The sequence below is a fragment of the Streptomyces sp. NPDC094147 genome (assembly GCF_044764265.1).
Taxonomy (GTDB): Bacteria; Actinomycetota; Actinomycetes; order Streptomycetales; family Streptomycetaceae; genus Streptomyces.
Window position 1 is genome coordinate 232478 of record NZ_JBIWHT010000003.1, and the last position, 21056, is coordinate 253533.

At 66.3% G+C, this 21056-nt stretch carries 31 protein-coding genes; 30 read left to right on the forward strand and 1 reads right to left on the reverse strand.

Annotation, left to right across the window (positions count from 1 at the left end; translation table 11 throughout):
- Positions 1-33 precede the first annotated feature (33 nt).
- The 4 genes from rpsL to tuf all read left to right on the forward strand — a co-directional run bounded on the left by rpsL (position 34) and on the right by tuf (position 4397).
- Positions 34-405 (forward strand): 30S ribosomal protein S12, encoded by a 372-nt coding sequence (rpsL, locus tag ACIQ8J_RS08470; protein ID WP_003948652.1) that lies wholly within the window; start codon positions 34-36, stop codon positions 403-405.
- Positions 406-407: 2 nt separating this feature from the next.
- Positions 408-878, forward strand: a complete 471-nt coding sequence (gene rpsG / locus ACIQ8J_RS08475) for a 30S ribosomal protein S7 (protein WP_014154599.1) — start codon at positions 408-410, stop codon at positions 876-878.
- 39 nt (positions 879-917) lie between these two features.
- Positions 918-3044 carry an elongation factor G gene (fusA, locus tag ACIQ8J_RS08480; protein ID WP_403268330.1) on the forward strand — a complete coding sequence of 709 codons (2127 nt, stop codon included), beginning with the start codon at positions 918-920 and terminating at the stop codon, positions 3042-3044.
- Positions 3045-3203: 159 nt separating this feature from the next.
- A complete protein-coding gene (tuf, locus tag ACIQ8J_RS08485) occupies positions 3204-4397 on the forward strand; it encodes an elongation factor Tu (protein WP_403268333.1) in 1194 nt (397 codons plus the stop codon).
- An 89-nt stretch (positions 4398-4486) separates the two neighbouring features.
- Here the strand turns inward: tuf and ACIQ8J_RS08490 are convergent, their stop codons facing one another.
- Positions 4487-6520 carry a PIG-L family deacetylase gene (locus ACIQ8J_RS08490; protein WP_403268336.1) on the reverse strand — a complete coding sequence of 678 codons (2034 nt, stop codon included), beginning with the start codon at positions 6518-6520 and terminating at the stop codon, positions 4487-4489.
- A gap of 965 nt (positions 6521-7485) precedes the next feature.
- Between ACIQ8J_RS08490 and rpsJ the strand changes: the two genes are divergently transcribed.
- The 26 genes from rpsJ to rpmJ all read left to right on the forward strand — a co-directional run bounded on the left by rpsJ (position 7486) and on the right by rpmJ (position 20955).
- Entirely contained in the window at positions 7486-7794 is a 309-nt protein-coding gene (gene rpsJ, locus ACIQ8J_RS08495) for a 30S ribosomal protein S10 (RefSeq protein ID WP_003948644.1), read from the forward strand.
- Positions 7795-7807: 13 nt separating this feature from the next.
- Positions 7808-8452: a 50S ribosomal protein L3 gene (gene rplC / locus ACIQ8J_RS08500; RefSeq protein WP_403268339.1), complete on the forward strand. Its 645-nt coding sequence runs from the start codon at positions 7808-7810 to the stop codon at positions 8450-8452.
- 8 nt (positions 8453-8460) lie between these two features.
- Complete coding sequence (gene rplD / locus ACIQ8J_RS08505) at positions 8461-9111, forward strand: 50S ribosomal protein L4 (RefSeq protein WP_403268342.1); 651 nt, start codon at positions 8461-8463, stop codon at positions 9109-9111.
- Positions 9111-9425, forward strand: coding sequence for a 50S ribosomal protein L23 (rplW, locus tag ACIQ8J_RS08510; protein WP_403268344.1), 315 nt, complete (start codon positions 9111-9113; stop codon positions 9423-9425). Before rplD ends, rplW begins: the two co-directional genes overlap by 1 nt.
- A gap of 39 nt (positions 9426-9464) precedes the next feature.
- Positions 9465-10301, forward strand: coding sequence for a 50S ribosomal protein L2 (gene rplB, locus ACIQ8J_RS08515; RefSeq protein ID WP_114037186.1), 837 nt, complete (start codon positions 9465-9467; stop codon positions 10299-10301).
- A 12-nt stretch (positions 10302-10313) separates the two neighbouring features.
- Positions 10314-10595: a 30S ribosomal protein S19 gene (rpsS, locus tag ACIQ8J_RS08520; RefSeq protein WP_053727608.1), complete on the forward strand. Its 282-nt coding sequence runs from the start codon at positions 10314-10316 to the stop codon at positions 10593-10595.
- A 42-nt stretch (positions 10596-10637) separates the two neighbouring features.
- Positions 10638-10985, forward strand: a complete 348-nt coding sequence (gene rplV, locus ACIQ8J_RS08525; RefSeq protein ID WP_030359020.1) for a 50S ribosomal protein L22 — start codon at positions 10638-10640, stop codon at positions 10983-10985.
- A complete protein-coding gene (gene rpsC / locus ACIQ8J_RS08530) occupies positions 10985-11827 on the forward strand; it encodes a 30S ribosomal protein S3 (RefSeq protein WP_053727609.1) in 843 nt (280 codons plus the stop codon). Before rplV ends, rpsC begins: the two co-directional genes overlap by 1 nt.
- 5 nt (positions 11828-11832) lie before the next feature.
- Positions 11833-12252, forward strand: a complete 420-nt coding sequence (rplP, locus tag ACIQ8J_RS08535; RefSeq protein WP_053727610.1) for a 50S ribosomal protein L16 — start codon at positions 11833-11835, stop codon at positions 12250-12252.
- The gene (gene rpmC, locus ACIQ8J_RS08540; RefSeq protein WP_015610729.1) at positions 12252-12476 is read left to right on the forward strand and encodes a 50S ribosomal protein L29; all 225 of its coding nucleotides are present in this window, start codon (positions 12252-12254) and stop codon (positions 12474-12476) included. Before rplP ends, rpmC begins: the two co-directional genes overlap by 1 nt.
- Positions 12476-12760, forward strand: a complete 285-nt coding sequence (rpsQ, locus tag ACIQ8J_RS08545) for a 30S ribosomal protein S17 (RefSeq protein ID WP_008739702.1) — start codon at positions 12476-12478, stop codon at positions 12758-12760. The genes rpmC and rpsQ overlap by 1 nt, the downstream gene beginning before the upstream one ends.
- Positions 12761-12861: 101 nt before the next feature.
- Positions 12862-13230, forward strand: a complete 369-nt coding sequence (rplN, locus tag ACIQ8J_RS08550) for a 50S ribosomal protein L14 (protein ID WP_053727611.1) — start codon at positions 12862-12864, stop codon at positions 13228-13230.
- Positions 13231-13232: 2 nt separating this feature from the next.
- The gene (gene rplX, locus ACIQ8J_RS08555; RefSeq protein WP_053727612.1) at positions 13233-13556 is read left to right on the forward strand and encodes a 50S ribosomal protein L24; all 324 of its coding nucleotides are present in this window, start codon (positions 13233-13235) and stop codon (positions 13554-13556) included.
- Positions 13556-14113, forward strand: a complete 558-nt coding sequence (gene rplE / locus ACIQ8J_RS08560; RefSeq protein WP_053727613.1) for a 50S ribosomal protein L5 — start codon at positions 13556-13558, stop codon at positions 14111-14113. The genes rplX and rplE overlap by 1 nt, the downstream gene beginning before the upstream one ends.
- A gap of 5 nt (positions 14114-14118) precedes the next feature.
- The gene (locus ACIQ8J_RS08565; protein ID WP_399057766.1) at positions 14119-14304 is read left to right on the forward strand and encodes a type Z 30S ribosomal protein S14; all 186 of its coding nucleotides are present in this window, start codon (positions 14119-14121) and stop codon (positions 14302-14304) included.
- Between the two features lie 223 nt (positions 14305-14527).
- Entirely contained in the window at positions 14528-14926 is a 399-nt protein-coding gene (gene rpsH / locus ACIQ8J_RS08570) for a 30S ribosomal protein S8 (protein WP_067163170.1), read from the forward strand.
- Positions 14927-14947: 21 nt separating this feature from the next.
- Positions 14948-15487 (forward strand): 50S ribosomal protein L6, encoded by a 540-nt coding sequence (rplF, locus tag ACIQ8J_RS08575; RefSeq protein WP_393134571.1) that lies wholly within the window; start codon positions 14948-14950, stop codon positions 15485-15487.
- Between the two features lie 3 nt (positions 15488-15490).
- Entirely contained in the window at positions 15491-15874 is a 384-nt protein-coding gene (gene rplR / locus ACIQ8J_RS08580; RefSeq protein ID WP_403268352.1) for a 50S ribosomal protein L18, read from the forward strand.
- Between the two features lie 46 nt (positions 15875-15920).
- Positions 15921-16523 (forward strand): 30S ribosomal protein S5, encoded by a 603-nt coding sequence (rpsE, locus tag ACIQ8J_RS08585; RefSeq protein WP_053727616.1) that lies wholly within the window; start codon positions 15921-15923, stop codon positions 16521-16523.
- Positions 16523-16705, forward strand: coding sequence for a 50S ribosomal protein L30 (rpmD, locus tag ACIQ8J_RS08590; RefSeq protein ID WP_393134569.1), 183 nt, complete (start codon positions 16523-16525; stop codon positions 16703-16705). The genes rpsE and rpmD overlap by 1 nt, the downstream gene beginning before the upstream one ends.
- Before the next feature lies 1 nt (position 16706).
- Entirely contained in the window at positions 16707-17162 is a 456-nt protein-coding gene (gene rplO / locus ACIQ8J_RS08595; protein ID WP_403268355.1) for a 50S ribosomal protein L15, read from the forward strand.
- A gap of 236 nt (positions 17163-17398) precedes the next feature.
- Positions 17399-18712, forward strand: coding sequence for a preprotein translocase subunit SecY (secY, locus tag ACIQ8J_RS08600; RefSeq protein WP_403268845.1), 1314 nt, complete (start codon positions 17399-17401; stop codon positions 18710-18712).
- Positions 18712-19368: an adenylate kinase gene (locus ACIQ8J_RS08605; protein ID WP_399057776.1), complete on the forward strand. Its 657-nt coding sequence runs from the start codon at positions 18712-18714 to the stop codon at positions 19366-19368. The genes secY and ACIQ8J_RS08605 overlap by 1 nt, the downstream gene beginning before the upstream one ends.
- A gap of 182 nt (positions 19369-19550) precedes the next feature.
- Positions 19551-20396: a type I methionyl aminopeptidase gene (map, locus tag ACIQ8J_RS08610; protein WP_403268358.1), complete on the forward strand. Its 846-nt coding sequence runs from the start codon at positions 19551-19553 to the stop codon at positions 20394-20396.
- 162 nt (positions 20397-20558) lie between these two features.
- On the forward strand, positions 20559-20780 hold the full coding sequence (gene infA, locus ACIQ8J_RS08615) for a translation initiation factor IF-1 (protein ID WP_003956442.1): 222 nt from the start codon (positions 20559-20561) through the stop codon (positions 20778-20780).
- Positions 20781-20841: 61 nt separating this feature from the next.
- Positions 20842-20955, forward strand: coding sequence for a 50S ribosomal protein L36 (rpmJ, locus tag ACIQ8J_RS08620; RefSeq protein WP_003956441.1), 114 nt, complete (start codon positions 20842-20844; stop codon positions 20953-20955).
- Positions 20956-21056 lie beyond the last annotated feature (101 nt).

Below are 21056 nucleotides of genomic sequence, written 5' to 3' on the forward strand. Positions count from 1 at the left end.
GTTTTACTACGGCACACAGAAACCGGAGAAGTAGTGCCTACGATCCAGCAGCTGGTCCGGAAGGGCCGGCAGGACAAGGTCGAGAAGAACAAGACGCCCGCGCTCGAGGGTTCGCCCCAGCGTCGCGGCGTCTGCACGCGTGTGTTCACGACCACCCCGAAGAAGCCGAACTCGGCGCTCCGTAAGGTCGCGCGTGTGCGTCTGACCTCCGGCATCGAGGTCACGGCCTACATCCCGGGTGAGGGACACAACCTGCAGGAGCACTCGATCGTGCTCGTGCGTGGTGGCCGTGTGAAGGACCTGCCGGGTGTTCGCTACAAGATCATCCGCGGTTCGCTCGACACCCAGGGTGTCAAGAACCGCAAGCAGGCCCGCAGCCGCTACGGCGCCAAGAAGGAGAAGTAAGAATGCCTCGTAAGGGCCCCGCCCCGAAGCGCCCGGTCATCATCGACCCGGTCTACAGCTCTCCTCTTGTCACCTCGCTGATCAACAAGATCCTCCTGGACGGCAAGCGCTCCACCGCCGAGCGCATCGTCTACGGCGCCATGGAAGGCCTCCGCGAGAAGACCGGCGCTGACCCGGTCATCACGCTGAAGCGCGCCCTCGAGAACGTCAAGCCGTCCCTCGAGGTCAAGTCCCGCCGTGTCGGTGGCGCCACCTACCAGGTGCCGATCGAGGTCAAGCCCGGTCGCGCCGCCACCCTCTCGCTCCGCTGGATCGTGGGTTACTCCCGCGCCCGCCGTGAGAAGACCATGACCGAACGCCTCATGAACGAGCTGCTCGACGCCTCCAACGGCCTCGGCGCTGCGGTCAAGAAGCGCGAGGACACCCACAAGATGGCCGAGTCCAACAAGGCCTTCGCGCACTACCGCTGGTAGTCGCAACCCACATCGAGACCGAGAGAAGACTGAGCCGATATGGCTACCACTTCACTTGACCTGGCCAAGGTCCGCAACATCGGGATCATGGCTCACATCGACGCGGGCAAGACGACCACCACCGAGCGGATCCTGTTCTACACCGGTGTCTCGTACAAGATCGGTGAGGTCCACGACGGCGCTGCCACGATGGACTGGATGGAGCAGGAGCAGGAGCGCGGCATCACCATCACGTCCGCCGCGACGACCTGCCACTGGCCGCTTGAGGACGTCGACCACACCATCAACATCATCGACACCCCGGGCCACGTGGACTTCACGGTCGAGGTGGAGCGTTCGCTCCGCGTCCTCGACGGTGCCGTCACCGTGTTCGACGGTGTCGCCGGTGTGGAGCCGCAGTCCGAGACGGTCTGGCGTCAGGCCGACCGTTACGGCGTTCCGCGTATCTGCTTCGTCAACAAGCTCGACCGCACCGGCGCCGAGTTCCACCGCTGCGTGGACATGATCGTGGACCGCCTCGGCGCGACCCCGATCGTCATGCAGCTGCCGATCGGTGCCGAGGCCAACTTCGAGGGCGTCGTCGACCTCGTTCGTATGAAGGCTCTTGTCTGGTCCGCCGAGGCCACCAAGGGCGAGATGTACGACGTCGTCGACATCCCGGCCACGCACACCGAGGCCGCTGAGGAGTGGCGCGGCAAGCTGGTCGAGACCGTCGCGGAGAACGACGAAGAGATCATGGAGCTCTTCCTTGAGGGCGTCGAGCCCACCGAGGAGCAGCTGTACGCCGCGGTGCGTCGAATCACCATCGCGTCCGGCAAGGGCGGCGACACCACCGTCACCCCCGTGTTCTGCGGCACCGCGTTCAAGAACAAGGGCGTTCAGCCCCTGCTCGACGCCGTGGTCCGTTACCTGCCTTCCCCCCTGGACGTCGAGGCCATCGAGGGCCACGACGTCAAGGACCCGGAGGCCGTCGTCAAGCGCAAGCCGTCCGACGACGAGCCGCTGGCCGCCCTCGCGTTCAAGATCGCGAGCGACCCGCACCTGGGCAAGCTCACCTTCATCCGGATCTACTCCGGTCGCCTGGAGGCCGGCACCTCGGTGCTGAACTCCGTCAAGGGCAAGAAGGAGCGCATCGGCAAGATCTACCGCATGCACGCGAACAAGCGTGAGGAGATCGAGTCGGTGGGCGCCGGTGACATCGTCGCCGTCATGGGCCTGAAGCAGACCACCACCGGTGAGACGCTGTGCGACGACAAGTCCCCGGTGATCCTGGAGTCCATGGACTTCCCGGCGCCGGTGATCCAGGTCGCCATCGAGCCCAAGTCCAAGGGTGACCAGGAGAAGCTGGGTGTCGCCATCCAGCGTCTCGCGGAGGAGGACCCCTCCTTCCAGGTGCACTCGGACGAGGAGACCGGCCAGACCATCATCGGTGGTATGGGCGAGCTTCACCTCGACGTCCTCGTCGACCGCATGCGTCGCGAGTTCAAGGTCGAGGCGAACGTCGGCAAGCCGCAGGTCGCGTACCGCGAGACGATCCGCAAGACCGTCGAGCGCGTGGACTACACCCACAAGAAGCAGACCGGTGGTACCGGTCAGTTCGCCAAGGTGCAGATCGCGATCGAGCCCATCGAGGGCGGCGAGGCGTCGTACGAGTTCGTGAACAAGGTCACCGGTGGCCGCATCCCCCGGGAGTACATCCCGTCGGTGGACGCGGGTGCGCAGGAGGCCATGCAGTTCGGCATCCTGGCCGGCTACGAGATGACTGGCGTCCGCGTCATCCTTCTCGACGGTGGCTACCACGAGGTCGACTCCTCCGAGCTCGCGTTCAAGATCGCCGGTTCGCAGGCCTTCAAGGAGGCCGCGCGCAAGGCTTCCCCCGTGCTCCTTGAGCCGATGATGGCCGTCGAGGTCGTCACGCCCGAGGACTACATGGGTGAAGTCATCGGTGACATCAACTCCCGCCGTGGCCAGATCCAGGCCATGGAGGAGCGCAGCGGCGCCCGCGTCGTGAAGGGCCTCGTGCCCCTCTCGGAGATGTTCGGCTACGTCGGCGACCTCCGCAGCAAGACCTCGGGTCGCGCAAGCTACTCGATGCAGTTCGACTCCTACGCCGAGGTTCCGCGGAACGTCGCCGAGGAGATCATCGCGAAGGCCAAGGGCGAGTAACTCTTCCGAGTTCACGCTTTAGGCTTGTCACCGGAGCCACTGGGGCATTCGGCGTAAACCATCAGGTTTACGGTGAATGCCCCGGGCCCCGGCATCCCAGCAAAGATCACCTGGCGCCGATGAAGCAAGGCGTACAGAACCACTCCACAGGAGGACTCAGTGGCGAAGGCGAAGTTCGAGCGGACTAAGCCGCACGTCAACATCGGCACCATCGGTCACATTGACCACGGTAAGACGACCCTCACGGCCGCCATTACCAAGGTGCTGCACGACGCGTACCCGGACCTGAACGAGGCCTCGGCCTTCGACCAGATCGACAAGGCTCCTGAGGAGCGCCAGCGCGGTATCACGATCTCGATCGCGCACGTCGAGTACCAGACCGAGTCGCGTCACTACGCCCACGTCGACTGCCCCGGTCACGCGGACTACATCAAGAACATGATCACGGGTGCCGCGCAGATGGACGGCGCGATCCTCGTGGTTGCCGCCACCGACGGCCCGATGCCGCAGACCAAGGAGCACGTGCTCCTGGCCCGCCAGGTCGGCGTTCCGTACATCGTCGTCGCCCTGAACAAGGCCGACATGGTGGACGACGAGGAGATCCTGGAGCTCGTCGAGCTCGAGGTCCGTGAGCTCCTCTCCGAGTACGAGTTCCCGGGCGACGACCTTCCGGTCGTCCAGGTCTCGGCGCTCAAGGCTCTTGAGGGCGACGCCAAGTGGGGCCAGACCGTTCTCGACCTGATGAAGGCCGTCGACGAGTCCATTCCGCAGCCCGAGCGTGACGTCGACAAGCCGTTCCTGATGCCGATCGAGGACGTCTTCACGATCACCGGTCGTGGCACCGTCGTCACTGGTCGTATCGAGCGTGGTGTCCTGAAGGTCAACGAGACCGTCGACATCGTCGGTATCAAGACCGAGAAGACCACCACCACGGTCACCGGCATCGAGATGTTCCGCAAGCTGCTCGACGAGGGCCAGGCCGGTGAGAACGTCGGTCTGCTGCTTCGTGGCATCAAGCGCGAGGACGTCGAGCGCGGCCAGGTCATCATCAAGCCCGGTTCGGTCACGCCGCACACCGAGTTTGAGGCCCAGGCCTACATCCTCTCCAAGGACGAGGGTGGCCGCCACACGCCGTTCTTCAACAACTACCGCCCGCAGTTCTACTTCCGTACCACGGACGTGACCGGCGTCGTTACCCTCCCCGAGGGCACCGAGATGGTCATGCCGGGCGACAACACCGCCATGAACGTCTCGCTGATTCAGCCGGTCGCCATGGAGGAGGGCCTGAAGTTCGCCATCCGTGAGGGTGGTCGGACCGTGGGCGCCGGCCAGGTCGTCAAGATCGTCAAGTAATTACTTGACCGTCTGACCTGGTTGCTCCGCACAGAGCACCAAGAAGAGCCCCGCACCGAAAGGTGCGGGGCTCTTCGTCTTGTACGGGGTCAGGGGCGCCAGGACCAGGGGGCGGCGTCCACCCCGAGTCCCACGGCGAGCGCCCGCCCGTCACGGACGTACAGCGTCGGCAGATCGACGGGCACGACACCCCGCGTCCGCTTCAACACCCGCCCGCCGCTTGCCAGTTGGACGAGCCCCTTCTCGTCCTTGCCCAGCACATGACCGCCGGCGGCACCGACCGGCCCGTACCCGTCGAGCGCGACGGGCGTGGCGGACCGCCCGTCCAGCTGGACGGAGAGGAGGTGCGGGGAGGCGGGGGAGCCGGGGTCCTGGCGGGCCTTCTTCGGGTCGGCCGAGGTGCGGTACAGGAGCTGTACGCCGTCGCCCAGCGGGACCGGGGCCACCGCGTCGACGGCGAGCGGCAGCCGGGACGGGGCGGGGGCGAGCGGCTTGCCGGGGGCGGGCTGGGCCCAGTGGTGCACCGTGTCGGCGCCGGCCGCGAAGACGTGCACGCGCCCGCGTCCGTCCACGACGGTGCTCAGCCCCTCCTGCACGGACTCCCCGCCGAGGTCGCGCCAGGGCGACCAGGCGCCGCCCGCTTCCCGGACGCGGGTGCTGACGCCCCGGTCCGCGTTGCGCACGAAGAGGTGGACGCGCCCGTCCGGCGCGGTGACGGCGACGGGCGGACCGATCCGCCGCCCCCGGTCGTCCCCCCGCTCGGGATTGCCCAGGCCCTTCCAGGCGCCGAACTCCCCACCGGTACGGGTCTGTTCGAGGAGGACGACCTCGCGGGTGTTGGCGCCGCCCCGCCCCTGGAGCGAGGAGAAGCGCAGCGCGAAGAGCAGTTGCCGCCCGTCGGGCAGCGTCGTACCGCCGAGGACCGGAGCGAGCGGCGAACCGCCGAGGTCCTGCGGGGCTCCCCAGCTGTCGTCGGGGTTCCGGCTCCACCGCACGGCCCGCAGCCCGAGCACGCCGTAGGCGGCGTCCTCGGAGACGACCAGCCGGGCGCCGGGATGGCGGTAGTGGGTCGAGCGGACCCACCCCTTCCAGTTGGTGAGCGGCCGGTCACCCCCGACGTTGTAGTCCCCGCAGCCCCCCGGATTCCCGCACTGCCACCCTTTGTCTCCCCCGTACGGAACGAGATGAGCGGCCTTCTCGGCGAGCACCTTCGGGGGGAGGTTCTTGGGCCAGTGCCGGTTGTAGTAGGCGCGGTAGGCGGTGGCGAGGAACGAGTTCCCCCGCTCGGCGTGCCGGATCATCGCGGCCCAGGCGAAGGAGGCGGCGGCGGTGTGGTCGGCGTGATCGGCGTACCCCGGCTGCTCGGAATCGTGCGAGCGCTCGGCGGGGGAGCTGTGCTGGATGTCGGGATCGGGGTCGAGGGTCTGGACGAGCGTGGGGGAGTAGTCCTCCAGGATCCCCGCCAGCACCTCGACCATGTCGTCGTACGTGTACGCCCTGGCCCGGGTGAGCGGGGACCCGGTGGCGATGACGACGGGCAGCTGGAGACTGCGGTCCTGCCAGAGGCTCGGCAGCCCCATCCGGCCGCCGAGCGGGGTGTGCATGGCGGTGTTCAGGAACACCAACTCCACGCTGCGGCCCCGGTGTTGGAGCCGGTTGACCTCGGCGCGGTGCCCGCCGCGCAGCTCGGCGACGGACTTCTGCCACGGGGTGTACTTGTCGAGCCCGAGGATGGTGGCGTACGCCTGCCGGAGCCCTTGGTGCCGGGCGGAGGAGTAGGCGGCCTTGTCGTACACGGGCGGGCTGGTGTCACTCACCACCCGGTTGTCCCCGTTGGCCTCGCCTCCGGTGACGTACACGCTGACGAGCGGAACGCCGGAGTCCAGGGTGTGCTGGGTGTCCGGGTTCATGAAGTACAGGTCGTCGTCGGGGTGCGCGAGGATCTGCAGCAGCAGGGGCTTGCGGGGGGCGGCGAGCGGGGCGACGGAGGCCGCCCGGTCCGCGCGGGCGGGCGAGGGCACGGAGCACCCCGCGACGCCGACGGCGAGGCCGGCGGCGGCCGCGGTCCCGAGAACCGCGCGACGGGTGGGCCTTGGCCTCGCGGGGCCGCTTACGTCGTGCACGTACGTTCCGTCCGCTTCTTTGACGTCCTGCTGGGGGCGGGGGGCATGGGCGATGCTACCGAGGGGGTTGCGGGGCGGGGCGGGGTGGAGGCGGATGCGGGGACTCGGCCGGGATCGTGTGCCCGGCCGGTGCGTGTGTGGTTGCCGTCGCCCGAGCGCGGGGCTGACGGGAGGGACTCCTTGGGCTTGCCGTGGCCAGGCAACTAGCTTGCATTCAGGGGGAGTTGGCGCATGCGAGTGCGGGTGGAGCGGGCGACGGCGCGGGCGATGACGCCGGGTTACTGGCAGGGAGCAGCAGGTAGGCACTGGCGGGGTTCGTCCACCGGGCGGGGGTGGAGGGCGAGGGGCTCCGGGGCGGTCGAGGGGGGCGCGTGGAGGGGCGGTCGAGGAGGCCCGTGGAGGCGTCTCTCTGCACCGTGCGCGGTCGTCCGGGCCGCTCGGGCGCTGGCGGCTGTCCGGGCGGCGGGGCGGGCGCGGGCGCCCTACGGGGGGTCGTGGGCAGGGTCCGTGAAGGTGCCCAGGCCCGGCCCGGATCGCGCATGCCCCGTACCGGATGCGTGAGCGCATGTGACGTGGGGTACGCTTCCCCGCTGCGATTGGCCAGGCCATGGCCCCGTATGGCAGACTGTCGGGGTTGCTCGGTTGAGTGCCGATGCTGCGCGCCTCCCGCCGGGAGGACCGGAAGCGAGTCCCACAGTACTCGTCGCCCCAACTGCCGCTCGCGGCAGCGCTGAGGCGGACGTACGGGAATCTTCCGGGAAGTGTCAGCGGGGTGCCGACCAGGCGCCCGGTGGGTGTTCTGCCCTCGGCTTCGCGGTCCACGGCCCGCATCCCCTTGGTTGGGAAATCCTGATGGGATTTCTGCGTAGAGGGAGTGCGACACGCCCGACCGCGTGGGTCGGAGACAGAGTCGGTAGAACCCCTGGGTTCCAGAGCGTTACGAGACAAAGGACTACTAGGTAGCCATGGCGGGACAGAAGATCCGCATCCGGCTCAAGGCCTACGACCACGAGGTCATCGACTCCTCGGCGAAGAAGATCGTCGAGACGGTGACCCGCACTGGTGCGTCGGTCGCGGGCCCGGTGCCGCTGCCCACTGAGAAGAACGTGTACTGCGTCATCAAGTCGCCGCACAAGTACAAGGACTCGCGCGAGCACTTCGAGATGCGCACGCACAAGCGCCTCATCGACATCCTCGACCCCACGCCGAAGACGGTTGACTCGCTCATGCGCCTCGACCTCCCGGCCGGTGTCGACATCGAGATCAAGCTCTGAGGTGACGACCAAGATGACCAAGAACATCAAGGGCGTCCTGGGCGAGAAGCTCGGCATGACCCAGGTCTGGGACGAGAACAACCGGGTCGTCCCGGTGACCGTCGTCAAGGCTGGGCCGTGTGTCGTGACGCAGGTGCGCACGAACGACGTCGACGGCTACGAGTCGGTTCAGATCGCCTTCGGCGAGATCGACCCGCGCAAGGTGAACAAGCCCCTCAAGGGTCACTTCGCCAAGGCCGACGTGACCCCGCGCCGCCACCTGGTGGAGCTCCGTACCCCTGACGCCAGCGAGTACACGCTGGGCCAGGAGATCACTGCCGACGTGTTCGAGTCCGGCGTCAAGGTCGACGTCACGGGCAAGAGCAAGGGCAAGGGCTTCGCCGGTGTCATGAAGCGTCACAACTTCAAGGGCCTGGGCGCCGGTCACGGCACCCAGCGCAAGCACCGCTCGCCCGGTTCCATCGGTGGCTGCGCCACCCCTGGCCGTGTGTTCAAGGGCCTCCGCATGGCGGGCCGCATGGGCAACGAGCGTGTGACCACCCAGAACCTGACCGTCCACGCTGTTGACGCGGAGAAGGGTCTGCTGCTCATCAAGGGCGCGGTCCCCGGTCCGAACGGCGGCCTCGTCCTGGTCCGTACCGCGGCCAAGGGGGCCTGAGGTAACCGATGAGCACCATTGACATCCTTTCGCCGGCTGGCGACAAGGCCGGGACCGTCGAGCTCCCCGCGGAGATCTTCGACGCGAAGACCAGCGTTCCGCTGATCCACCAGGTCGTTGTCGCACAGCTGGCCGCTGCCCGCCAGGGCACGCACAAGACCAAGACCCGTGGCGAAGTCCGCGGCGGTGGCAAGAAGCCTTACCGCCAGAAGGGCACCGGCCGCGCCCGTCAGGGTTCGACCCGTGCGCCGCAGTTCGCCGGCGGTGGCGTCGTCCACGGCCCGCAGCCGCGTGACTACTCGCAGCGGACCCCGAAGAAGATGAAGGTCGCCGCGCTGCGCGGTGCCCTCTCCGACCGGGCTCGCCACTCCCGCATCCACGTCGTCACCGGCGTGGTCGAGGGAACGGCTTCCACGAAGGCCGCCAAGACGCTGTTCGGCAAGATCTCGGAGCGCAAGAACCTGCTCCTGGTCGTCGACCGCGCCGACGAGGCCGCGTGGCTGTCCGCCCGCAACCTGCCCCAGGTTCACATCCTGGAGCCGGGCCAGCTGAACACGTACGACGTGCTCGTTTCGGACGACGTGGTCTTCACCCAGGCCGCTTTCGAGTCCTTCGTGTCTGGCCCCAAGGCCGCTGAGACCGAAGGGAACGAGGGCTGATGTCCGAGATCACCAGCAAGACCTTCACGGACCCGCGCGACATTCTCGTCAAGCCGGTTGTTTCCGAGAAGAGCTACGCGCTGCTCGACGAGAACAAGTACACGTTCATCGTCAAGCCGGGCTCCAACAAGACCCAGATCAAGCAGGCCGTGGAAGCGGTCTTCTCGGTCAAGGTCACCGGGGTCAACACGATCAACCGCCAGGGCAAGCGCAAGCGCACGAAGACCGGTTTCGGCAAGCGCGCCGACACCAAGCGCGCCATCGTGACCCTTGCTGAGGGCGACCGTATCGACATCTTCGGCCAGGCCTCCTAACGGAGCGCCCTGGTCCGAATATCGGACGAGGACTGAGAAATGGGTATCCGCAAGTACAAGCCGACGACTCCGGGCCGTCGTGGCTCCAGCGTCGCCGACTTCGTCGAGATCACGCGGTCCACGCCGGAGAAGTCGCTGGTCCGCCCCCTGCACAGCAAGGGCGGCCGTAACAACACCGGTCGTGTGACCGTCCGTCACCAGGGCGGTGGCCACAAGCGCGCCTACCGCGTGATCGACTTCCGTCGTCACGACAAGGACGGCGTGCCGGCCAAGGTCGCTCACATCGAGTACGACCCGAACCGCACCGCGCGCATCGCGCTCCTGCACTACGCAGACGGCGAGAAGCGCTACATCATCGCGCCCCGTGGCCTGAGCCAGGGTGACCGCGTTGAGAACGGCCCCGGGGCCGACATCAAGCCGGGCAACAACCTGGCGCTGCGCAACATCCCGGTCGGTACGACCATCCACGCCATCGAGCTGCGTCCCGGCGGCGGCGCGAAGTTCGCCCGCTCCGCGGGTGCTTCGGTGCAGCTGCTGGCGAAGGAGGGCACGATGGCCCACCTTCGTATGCCGTCCGGCGAAATTCGCCTGGTCGACGCCCGCTGCCGCGCCACCATCGGCGAGGTCGGCAACGCCGAGCAGTCGAACATCAACTGGGGCAAGGCCGGCCGCATGCGCTGGAAGGGCGTCCGCCCGACCGTCCGCGGTGTCGCGATGAACCCGGTTGACCACCCGCACGGTGGTGGTGAGGGCAAGACCAGTGGTGGTCGCCACCCGGTCTCCCCGTGGGGTCAGAAGGAGGGTCGTACTCGCTCGCCGAAGAAGGCATCGAGCAAGTACATCGTCCGCCGCCGCAAGACGAACAAGAAGCGCTAGGAGCGGGTTTAGATGCCGCGCAGTCTCAAGAAGGGACCCTTCGTCGACGGACACCTCATCAAGAAGGTGGACGCTCAGAACGAAGCTGGTACCAAGAACGTCATCAAGACCTGGTCCCGTCGCTCGATGATCATCCCGGCCATGCTCGGCCACACGATCGCGGTGCACAACGGCAAGACCCACGTCCCGGTGTTTGTCTCCGAGTCGATGGTCGGCCACAAGCTCGGCGAGTTCTCGCCGACTCGCACCTTCCGCGGCCACGTCAAGGACGACCGGAAGTCGAAGCGCCGCTAACGCGGGGTGGGAACGACTATGACTTACACCGAAGGGACAACCATGGAAGCCAGGGCCCAGGCGCGGTACATCCGCGTCACGCCCATGAAGGCCCGCCGAGTGGTGGACCTTATCCGTGGCATGGATGCCACGGAGGCTCAGGCGGTCCTGCGTTTCGCCCCGCAGGCCGCGAGCGTGCCGGTCGGCAAGGTGCTGGACAGCGCCATTGCCAACGCCGCGCACAACTACGACCACACGGACGCCTCTTCGCTGTTCATCAGCGAGGCGTTTGTGGACGAGGGTCCGACCCTGAAGCGGTTCCGTCCGCGTGCTCAGGGCCGTGCCTACCGGATCCGTAAGCGGACCAGCCACATCACCGTGGTCGTCAGCAGCAAGGAAGGAACCCGGTAATGGGCCAGAAGGTTAACCCGCATGGGTTCCGGCTCGGTATCACCACGGACTTCAAGTCCCGCTGGTACGCCGACAAGCTGTACAAGGACTACGTCAAGGAAGACGTCGCCATCCGTCGGATGATGACGTCCGGCATGGAGCGCGCCGGCATCTCGAAGGTTGAGATCGAGCGCACCCGTGACCGCGTGCGGGTGGACATCCACACCGCGCGTCCCGGCATCGTCATCGGCCGCCGTGGCGCCGAGGCCGACCGCATCCGCGGCGACCTCGAGAAGCTCACGGGCAAGCAGGTCCAGCTGAACATCCTCGAGGTCAAGAACCCCGAGATGGACGCTCAGCTGGTTGCTCAGGCCGTCGCCGAGCAGCTCTCCTCCCGCGTCTCCTTCCGTCGTGCCATGCGCAAGAGCATGCAGGGCACGATGAAGGCCGGCGCCAAGGGCATCAAGATCCAGTGCGGTGGCCGTCTCGGCGGCGCCGAGATGTCCCGCTCGGAGTTCTACCGCGAAGGCCGTGTGCCGCTGCACACCCTGCGCGCGAACATCGACTACGGCTTCTTCGAGGCCAAGACGACCTTCGGCCGCATCGGCGTGAAGGTCTGGATCTACAAGGGCGATGTCAAGAACATCGCCGAGGTTCGCGCCGAGAACGCAGCGGCCCGTGCGGGTAACCGCCCGGCCCGTGGTGGCGCCAACGACCGTCCGGCCGGTGGCCGCGGTGGCCGTGGCGGCGAGCGTGGCGGTCGCGGCCGCAAGCCGCAGCAGGCTGCGCCGGCTGCCGAGGCCCCCAAGGCCGAGGCTCCCGCCGCTGCCGCTCCGGCTGAGAGCACCGGAACGGAGGCCTGACCGACATGCTGATCCCCCGTAGGGTCAAGCACCGCAAGCAGCACCACCCCAAGCGCCGCGGTATGGCCAAGGGTGGTACGACGGTTGCGTTCGGCGAGTACGGCATTCAGGCCCTCACGCCGGCGTACGTGACCAACCGCCAGATCGAGGCGGCTCGTATCGCGATGACCCGCCACATCAAGCGTGGCGGCAAGGTCTGGATCAACATCTACCCGGACCGCCCGCTGACGAAGAAGCCTGCCGAGACCCGCATGGGTTCCGGTAAGGGTTCTCCGGAGTGGTGGGTCGCGAACGTTCACCCGGGCCGGGTGATGTTCGAGCTGTCCTACCCGAACGAGAAGATTGCTCGTGAGGCGCTCACCCGAGCCGCTCACAAGCTCCCGATGAAGTGCCGCATCGTCCGGCGCGAGGCAGGTGAGGCGTGATGTCGGCCGGAACCAAGGCGTCCGAACTGCGCGAGCTGGGTGACGAGGAGCTGCTCAACAAGCTCCGCGAAGCCAAGGAAGAGCTGTTCAACCTCCGCTTCCAGGCGGCGACGGGCCAGCTCGAGAACCACGGTCGGCTCAAGTCCGTCCGTAAGGACATCGCCCGGATCTACACCCTGATGCGCGAGCGCGAGCTGGGCATCGAGACGGTGGAGAGCGTCTGATGAGCGAGAAGAATGTGACTGAGACGACTGAGCAGCGCGGTTTCCGCAAGACCCGTGAGGGTCTGGTCGTCAGCGACAAGATGGACAAGACCGTCGTCGTCGCTGTCGAGGACCGTGTGAAGCACGCGCTGTACGGCAAGGTCATCCGCCGTACCAACAAGCTCAAGGCGCACGACGAGCAGAACGCTGCCGGTGTCGGCGACCGCGTCCTCATCATGGAGACGCGTCCGCTGTCGGCGAGCAAGCGCTGGCGCATCGTCGAGATCCTTGAGAAGGCCAAGTAATTTCTGAGCTTTTCGGCTCAGGACAGTTCCGCCAGGCTCGGTGAGGGGCGCCCCGCGAGGGGCCCCCTCACCGGGAACCGGCAGACGATCAGGAGATAGACGTGATCCAGCAGGAGTCGCGACTGCGCGTCGCCGACAACACTGGTGCGAAGGAAATCCTTTGCATCCGTGTGCTCGGTGGCTCCGGTCGCCGCTACGCGGGTATCGGTGACGTCATCGTCGCCACCGTCAAGGACGCGATCCCCGGTGGCAACGTGAAGAAGGGCGACGTCGTCAAGGCTGTCGTCGTGCGCACCGTCAAGGAGCGTCGTCGTCAGGACGGCTCGTACATCCGCTTCGACGAGAACGCGGCCGTCATCCTCAAGAACGATGGCGACCCCCGCGGCACCCGCATCTTCGGCCCGGTGGGCCGGGAGCTGCGCGAGAAGAAGTTCATGAAGATCATCTCGCTCGCGCCGGAGGTGCTGTAAGCATGAAGATCAAGAAGGGCGACCTGGTTCAGGTCATCACCGGTAAGGACAAGGGCAAGCAGGGCAAGGTCATCGCGGCCTTCCCCCGCGAGGACCGCGTCCTGGTCGAGGGTGTCAACCGGGTCAAGAAGCACACCAAGGCCGGCCAGACCGCTCGCGGTTCGCAGACCGGTGGCATTGTGACGACCGAGGCCCCGATCCACGTGAGCAACGTTCAGCTCGTCGTGGAGAAGGACGGCAACAAGGTCGTTACCCGCGTCGGTTTCCGCTTCGACGACGAGGGCAACAAGATCCGCGTTGCCAAGCGGACGGGTGAGGACATCTGATGGCTACCACCACCACTCCGCGTCTCAAGACGAAGTACCGCGAGGAAATCGCGGGCAAGCTGCGTGAGGAGTTCTCGTACGAGAACGTCATGCAGGTTCCCGGCCTCGTCAAGATCGTGGTCAACATGGGTGTGGGCGACGCCGCCCGCGACTCCAAGCTGATGGACGGCGCGGTTCGCGACCTCACCACGATCACCGGCCAGAAGCCGGCCGTCACCAAGGCCCGCAAGTCGATCGCGCAGTTCAAGCTGCGCGAGGGGCAGCCGATCGGCTGCCACGTCACCCTCCGTGGTGACCGCATGTGGGAGTTCCTGGACCGTACGCTGTCGCTCGCGCTGCCGCGTATCCGTGACTTCCGTGGTCTGTCGCCGAAGCAGTTCGACGGCCGTGGCAACTACACCTTCGGTCTCACCGAGCAGGTCATGTTCCACGAGATCGACCAGGACAAGATCGACCGTACCCGGGGTATGGACATCACCGTGGTCACCACGGCGACCAACGACGACGAGGGCCGCGCGCTCCTTCGTCACCTCGGCTTCCCCTTCAAGGAGGCGTAAGCGAGATGGCGAAGAAGGCTCTGATCGAGAAGGCCGCCCGCAAGCCGAAGTTCGGTGTACGTGCGTACACCCGCTGCCAGCGTTGCGGTCGCCCCCACTCCGTGTACCGCAAGTTCGGCCTGTGCCGCGTGTGCCTCCGTGAGATGGCTCACCGTGGCGAGCTGCCGGGCGTGACCAAGAGCTCCTGGTAATTCCCCGCTGTCCTTAGGGACTTGGGAATTTCCGGACGCTCTCGGTAAGTATCTGGTCGGCGGATGCCCTCCTCCATATGCCGTAGGCTTGTGGGGTTGGGCGTCCGCCGCCCATAACGACTTACTACGCCGTAGGTCCCCGCACCGCACCCGTCCCGCCACTGAGTGGGGAGAGGGATGGCGCATACAGGAAACCGCGGCGAGAGAGGCCGAAGGCCGATTCATGACCATGACTGACCCGATCGCAGACATGCTCACTCGTCTGCGCAACGCTAACTCGGCGTACCACGACACCGTCGTGATGCCGCACAGCAAGATCAAGTCGCACATCGCGGAGATCCTCCAGCAGGAGGGCTTCATCACCGGCTGGAAGGTCGAGGACGCCGAGGTCGGCAAGAACCTCGTCCTCGAGCTGAAGTTCGGGCCGAACCGTGAGCGCTCCATCGCGGGCATCAAGCGGATCTCGAAGCCCGGTCTGCGCGTGTACGCGAAGTCCACCAACCTGCCGAAGGTGCTCGGCGGCCTGGGCGTGGCGATCATCTCCACGTCGCACGGTCTGCTCACCGGTCAGCAGGCAGGCAAGAAGGGCGTAGGTGGGGAAGTCCTCGCCTACGTCTGGTAGTCGGGAACGGAGGAAAAGCTAATGTCGCGAATCGGCAAGCTCCCCATCCAGGTTCCCGCCGGTGTGGACGTCACCATCGATGGCCGTACGGTCCACGTGAAGGGCCCCAAGGGTTCCCTCACGCACGCTGTTGCGGCTCCCATCGAGATCGTGAAGGGTGAGGACGGCGTTCTGAACGTCACCCGCCCCAACGACGAGCGTCAGAACAAGGCCCTGCACGGCCTGTCCCGCACGCTGGTGGCCAACATGATCACCGGTGTGACCCAGGGATACAGCAAGGCGCTCGAGATCAGCGGTGTCGGTTACCGCGTCCAGGCGAAGGGCTCCAACCTGGAGTTCGCGCTGGGCTACAGCCACCCGATCACCGTCGAGGCCCCCGAAGGCATCACCTTCAAGGTCGAGTCGCCCACGAAGCTCAGCGTCGAGGGCATCGACAAGCAGAAGGTCGGCGAGGTCGCCGCCAACATCCGCAAGCTGCGGAAGCCCGACCCGTACAAGGCCAAGGGTGTCAAGTACGCGGGCGAAGTCATCCGCCGCAAGGTCGGAAAGGCTGGTAAGTAAGCCATGGCATACGGTGTGAAGATCGCCAAGGGCGACGCTTACAAGCGTGCGGCCAAGGCCCGCCGCCACATCCGCATCCGCAAGAACGTGTCGGGTACGGCGGAGCGTCCGCGCCTCGTCGTGACGCGTTCCAACCGCAACATCGTTGCTCAGGTCATCGACGACCTCCAGGGTCACACCCTGGTGTCGGCGTCGACCCTGGACGCTTCGATCCGCGGCGGCGAGGGCGACAAGTCCGCGCAGGCCAAGCAGGTCGGTGCCCTGGTCGCTGAGCGCGCCAAGGCCGCCGGCGTCGAGGCCGTCGTGTTCGACCGTGGTGGCAACAGGTACGCCGGGCGCATTGCCGCTCTGGCTGACGCCGCCCGCGAAGCCGGGCTGAAGTTCTAAGCCCCGGTTCCGGGACTAACGGACGTAACAGAGAGAGGTAAATCCAATGGCTGGACCCCAGCGCCGCGGAAGCGGTGCCGGTGGCGGCGAGCGGCGGGACCGGAAGGGTCGCGACGGTGGCGCTGCCGCCGAGAAGACCGCCTACGTTGAGCGCGTTGTCGCGATCAACCGCGTTGCCAAGGTTGTCAAGGGTGGTCGCCGCTTCAGCTTCACCGCGCTGGTCGTGGTGGGCGACGGTGACGGCACCGTAGGTGTCGGTTACGGCAAGGCCAAGGAAGTTCCCGCGGCCATCGCCAAGGGTGTCGAAGAGGCCAAGAAGAACTTCTTCAAGGTCCCGCGCATCCAGGGCACCATCCCGCACCCGATCCAGGGCGAGAAGGCGGCCGGCGTTGTCCTGCTGAAGCCTGCTTCCCCCGGTACCGGTGTTATCGCCGGTGGCCCGGTGCGTGCGGTGCTTGAGTGCGCCGGCGTTCACGACATCCTGTCGAAGTCGCTCGGCTCCGACAACGCGATCAACATCGTGCACGCGACCGTGGCGGCCCTCAAGGGCCTGCAGCGTCCCGAGGAGATCGCGGCTCGCCGTGGTCTGCCCCTCGAGGCCGTCGCCCCCGCGGCTCTGCTTCGTGCACGTGCTGGGGCGGGTGCGTAATGTCCCGTCTCAAGATCACGCAGACGAAGTCGTACATCGGCAGCAAGCAGAACCACCGCGACACCCTGCGTTCGCTCGGCCTCAAGCGCCTGAACGACACGGTTGTCAAGGAGGACCGTCCCGAGTTCCGCGGCATGGTGCACACCGTCCGCCACCTCGTGACGGTTGAGGAGGTCGACTGACATGGCGGAGCAGAACCCGCTGAAGGTCCACAACCTCCGGCCCGCCCCGGGCGCCAAGACCGCCAAGACCCGTGTGGGTCGTGGTGAGGCGTCCAAGGGTAAGACCGCAGGTCGTGGTACCAAGGGCACCAAGGCTCGTTACCAGGTGCCGGAGCGCTTCGAGGGTGGGCAGATGCCCCTCCACATGCGTCTCCCGAAGCTCAAGGGCTTCAAGAACCCGTTCCGCACCGAGTACCAGGTCGTGAACCTGGACAAGCTCGGCGCTCTCTACCCCGAGGGTGGAGAGGTCACGGTGGCCGACCTGGTCGCCAAGGGCGCGGTGCGCAAGAACAGCCTCGTCAAGGTCCTGGGCCAGGGCGAGATCTCCGTGGCGCTGCAGGTTTCGGTTGACGCCGTCTCCGGCTCCGCCAAGGAGAAGATTGCCGCCGCCGGCGGCACCGTCACCGAGCTTGTCTGAGACAGCTTGATGGCTTGAACATCCGACCGGGGGTGCCTCTCATATGGGGCATCCCCGGTTGGTCGTTCCAAGGGGGGCACGGTCGCCGGTAAGGTGGCGTGCACTGTCTAAGTTCCGTGCTGTGTGCCTGGACGGCTCCGGCACGGATTTTTGGCAGATCAAGACCTTCAATCCTTATTCGTCGAACCTCAAGACCGTCACCTCTGACGCACTGCGCGGGGGTCGCAGGAGGCACCGTGCTCACCGCGTTCGCCCAGGCGTTCAAGACGCCTGACCTGCGCAAGAAGCTGCTCTTCACACTCGGCATCATCGTGATCTACCGGCTCGGTACGCATGTGCCGATGCCCGGTGTGAGCTACAAGAACGTGCAGACCTGTGTGGACCAGGCTCAGCAGAACAGCGGTCTGTTCAGCCTGGTGAACATGTTCAGCGGCGGCGCGCTGCTGCAGATCACGATCTTCGCGCTCGGCATCATGCCGTACATCACGGCGAGCATCATTCTGCAGCTGCTGACCGTGGTGATCCCACGCCTTGAAGCCCTCAAGAAGGAGGGTCAGGCGGGTACGGCGAAGATCACGCAGTACACGCGTTATCTGACCGTCGCGCTGGCGATCCTGCAGGGCACCGGTCTTGTGGCCACCGCCCGCAGCGGCGCGCTCTTCAACGGCTGCCAGGTCGCCAGCGAGATCATCCCGAACCGCTCGATCTTCACCACGATCACGATGGTCATCACGATGACCGCCGGTACCGCCGCCGTCATGTGGCTCGGTGAGCTCATCACCGACAAGGGCATCGGCAACGGCATGTCCATCCTGATGTTCATCTCGATCGCCTCCAGCTTCCCGGCCTCCCTGTGGACCATCAAGAAGCAGGGTCACCTGGCAGGCGGTTGGATCGAGTTCGGCACCGTGATCATCGTCGGTCTCGTCATGGTCGGGCTCGTGGTCTTCGTCGAACAGGCCCAGCGGCGCATCCCGGTGCAGTACGCGAAGCGCATGATCGGCCGCCGGTCGTACGGCGGAACCTCGACCTACATCCCGCTGAAGGTCAATCAGGCCGGTGTGATCCCGGTCATCTTCGCCTCGTCGCTGCTCTACATCCCGGCGCTGATCGTCCAGTTCTCGAACTCGACGGCGGGCTGGGCGACCTGGATCAAGGACAACTTGACCAAGGGCGACCATCCTTACTACATCGTGAGCTACTTCCTTCTGATCGTGTTCTTCGCGTTCTTCTACGTGGCGATCTCGTTCAACCCCGAGGAAGTCGCCGACAACATGAAGAAGTATGGTGGCTTCATCCCGGGCATCCGGGCTGGCCGACCGACCGCTGAGTACCTGAGTTACGTACTCAACCGGATCACCTGGCCGGGGTCGCTGTATCTGGGGCTGATCGCGCTCGTACCGACAATGGCGTTGATCATCTTCGGCGGTGTCCAGAGCTTCCCGCTCGGCGGGACGAGCATCCTCATCATCGTGGGTGTGGGTCTGGAAACCGTTAAGCAGATCGAGAGCCAGCTTCAGCAGCGCAATTACGAAGGGTTCCTCCGCTGATGCGAATCGTCCTCGTCGGACCGCCCGGTGCAGGCAAGGGAACGCAGGCCGCGTTCCTTGCCCAGAACCTGGCGATCCCGCACATCTCCACGGGCGACCTCTTCCGTGCCAACATCAGCCAGGGCACGGACCTCGGCAAGCAGGCCAAGGCGTACATGGACGCCGGCAACCTGGTACCGGACGAGGTCACCATCGGGATGGCCAAGGACCGCATGGAAGCGCCGGACGCCGAGAACGGCTTCCTCCTCGACGGCTTCCCGCGCAACGTGGTGCAGGCCGAAGCGCTGGACGAGGTGCTCAAGGCGGACGGCGTGAAGCTGGACGCGGTGCTCGACCTGGAAGTCCCCGAGGACGAGGTCGTCAAGCGGATCGCCGGCCGGCGCATCTGCCGCAACGACAGCTCGCACGTCTTCCACGTGGCGTACAACGCTCCGAAGCAGGACGGCGTCTGCGACAAGTGCGGCGGCGAGCTGTACCAGCGCGGCGACGACACCGAGGACACCGTGCGCAAGCGGCTTGAGGTCTACCACAGCGAGACCGAGCCGATCATCGACTACTACCGTGCGCAGGGGCTGGTCATCACGATCTCCGCGCTCGGCAAGGTGGACGAGGTCACCCAGCGCGCGATGGACGCGCTGCGGCGCGACGCTGCCTAGTCTTACGCTGCTCTGCGGCCGCGGCGCCCCCTTGCGGGGGTGCTGCGGCCGTTTTGCTTGTCCGGGCTGCCGTCGGCCGGGGGCCCCGGACCCCAGCTCCTCAAACGCCGGAGGGGCTCGTACATGTTGCGGTTATCGTTGACGTGCACCCCGTATCCCGTCCCAGAAAGGCGTCAGCCGCAATGGTGGAGATCAAGACCCCGGAGCAGATCGCGAAGATGCGCGAGGCGGGGCTGGTCGTTGCCGCGATCCACGCCGCCACCCGCGAGGCCGCGGTGCCCGGGTCCACGACGAAGGACCTGGACGAGGTCGCCCGCAAGGTGATCGCCGAGCACGGCGCCAAGTCGAACTTCCTGGGGTACGGCGGTTTCCCCGCCACCATCTGCACCTCGGTCAACGAGGTCGTCGTGCACGGCATCCCGGACGACAAGACCGTCCTCAAGGACGGCGACATCATCTCCATCGACGCCGGCGCGATCATCGACGGCTGGCACGGCGACGCCGCGTACACCGCCTTCGTCGGCACCGGCCACGCGCCCGAGCTGATCGAGCTCTCCCGGGTGACCGAGGAGTCGATGTGGGCCGGCCTCGCCGCGGTGAAGAAGGGCAACAAGCTCCTCGACGTCTCGCGCGCGATCGAGTCGTACATCCGCCGTCAGCCGCGCCCCGCGACCGGCAAGTACGGGATCATCGAGGACTACGGGGGCCACGGCATCGGGTCCGAGATGCACATGGACCCGCACCTGCTGAACTACGTCGACAAGCGCCGGCTGCGCGGTCGGCACAACCCGAAGCTGATCCCCGGCTTCTGCCTGGCGATCGAGCCGATGGTCTCGCTGGGCACGCCCCGCACCGAGGTGCTGGAGGACGACTGGACGGTCATCACGACCGACGGGACCTGGTCCTCGCACTGGGAGCACTCCGTGGCGCTGACCGAGGACGGCCCGCTGGTCCTGACCATGCCGGACGGCGGCAAGGCCAAGCTGGCGGAGTTCGGCGTGACGACCGCGCCCGACCCGCTGGCTTAGACACCTGCATCAGGCCGCTTAAGGATCTACGATGGCGGGCAAACTCCCCGGATTCGTCTTTTCGAGTGGCCTGACGTAGACTGATGCGTCGGCTCTCGTGTACCCGTGTGTCCACACACGGCTGCGGGGGTCGATCAAGGTAGCCGATTCGAAAGGCGAAGCGTGGCCAAGAAGCAAGGTGCCATCGAAATCGAGGGCACCGTGATCGAGTCCCTCCCGAACGCCATGTTCAAGGTGGAACTCCAGAACGGTCACAAGGTCCTCGCGCACATCAGCGGCAAGATGCGGATGCACTACATCCGTATCCTCCCGGATGACCGGGTCGTGGTGGAGCTCTCTCCCTACGACCTGACGCGTGGCCGGATCGTCTACCGGTACAAGTAGATCTTGCCCGCGCCGCTTGTTCCAGGCGGCGGTGGCACTGACCCGGAGAACCTGACATCCCATGAAGGTCAAGCCGAGCGTCAAGAAGATCTGCGACAAGTGCAAGGTGATCCGCCGTCACGGCCGGGTCATGGTCATCTGCGACAACCTGCGCCACAAGCAGCGCCAGGGCTGACGCACGCCGACCGACCTGCACTTCGCAGTTCTTCCCGCGACGCGAGCAAAACGTACATACGCAGCACCCACCTGGCCGGTTTCCCCGGCTGGTGACACCTC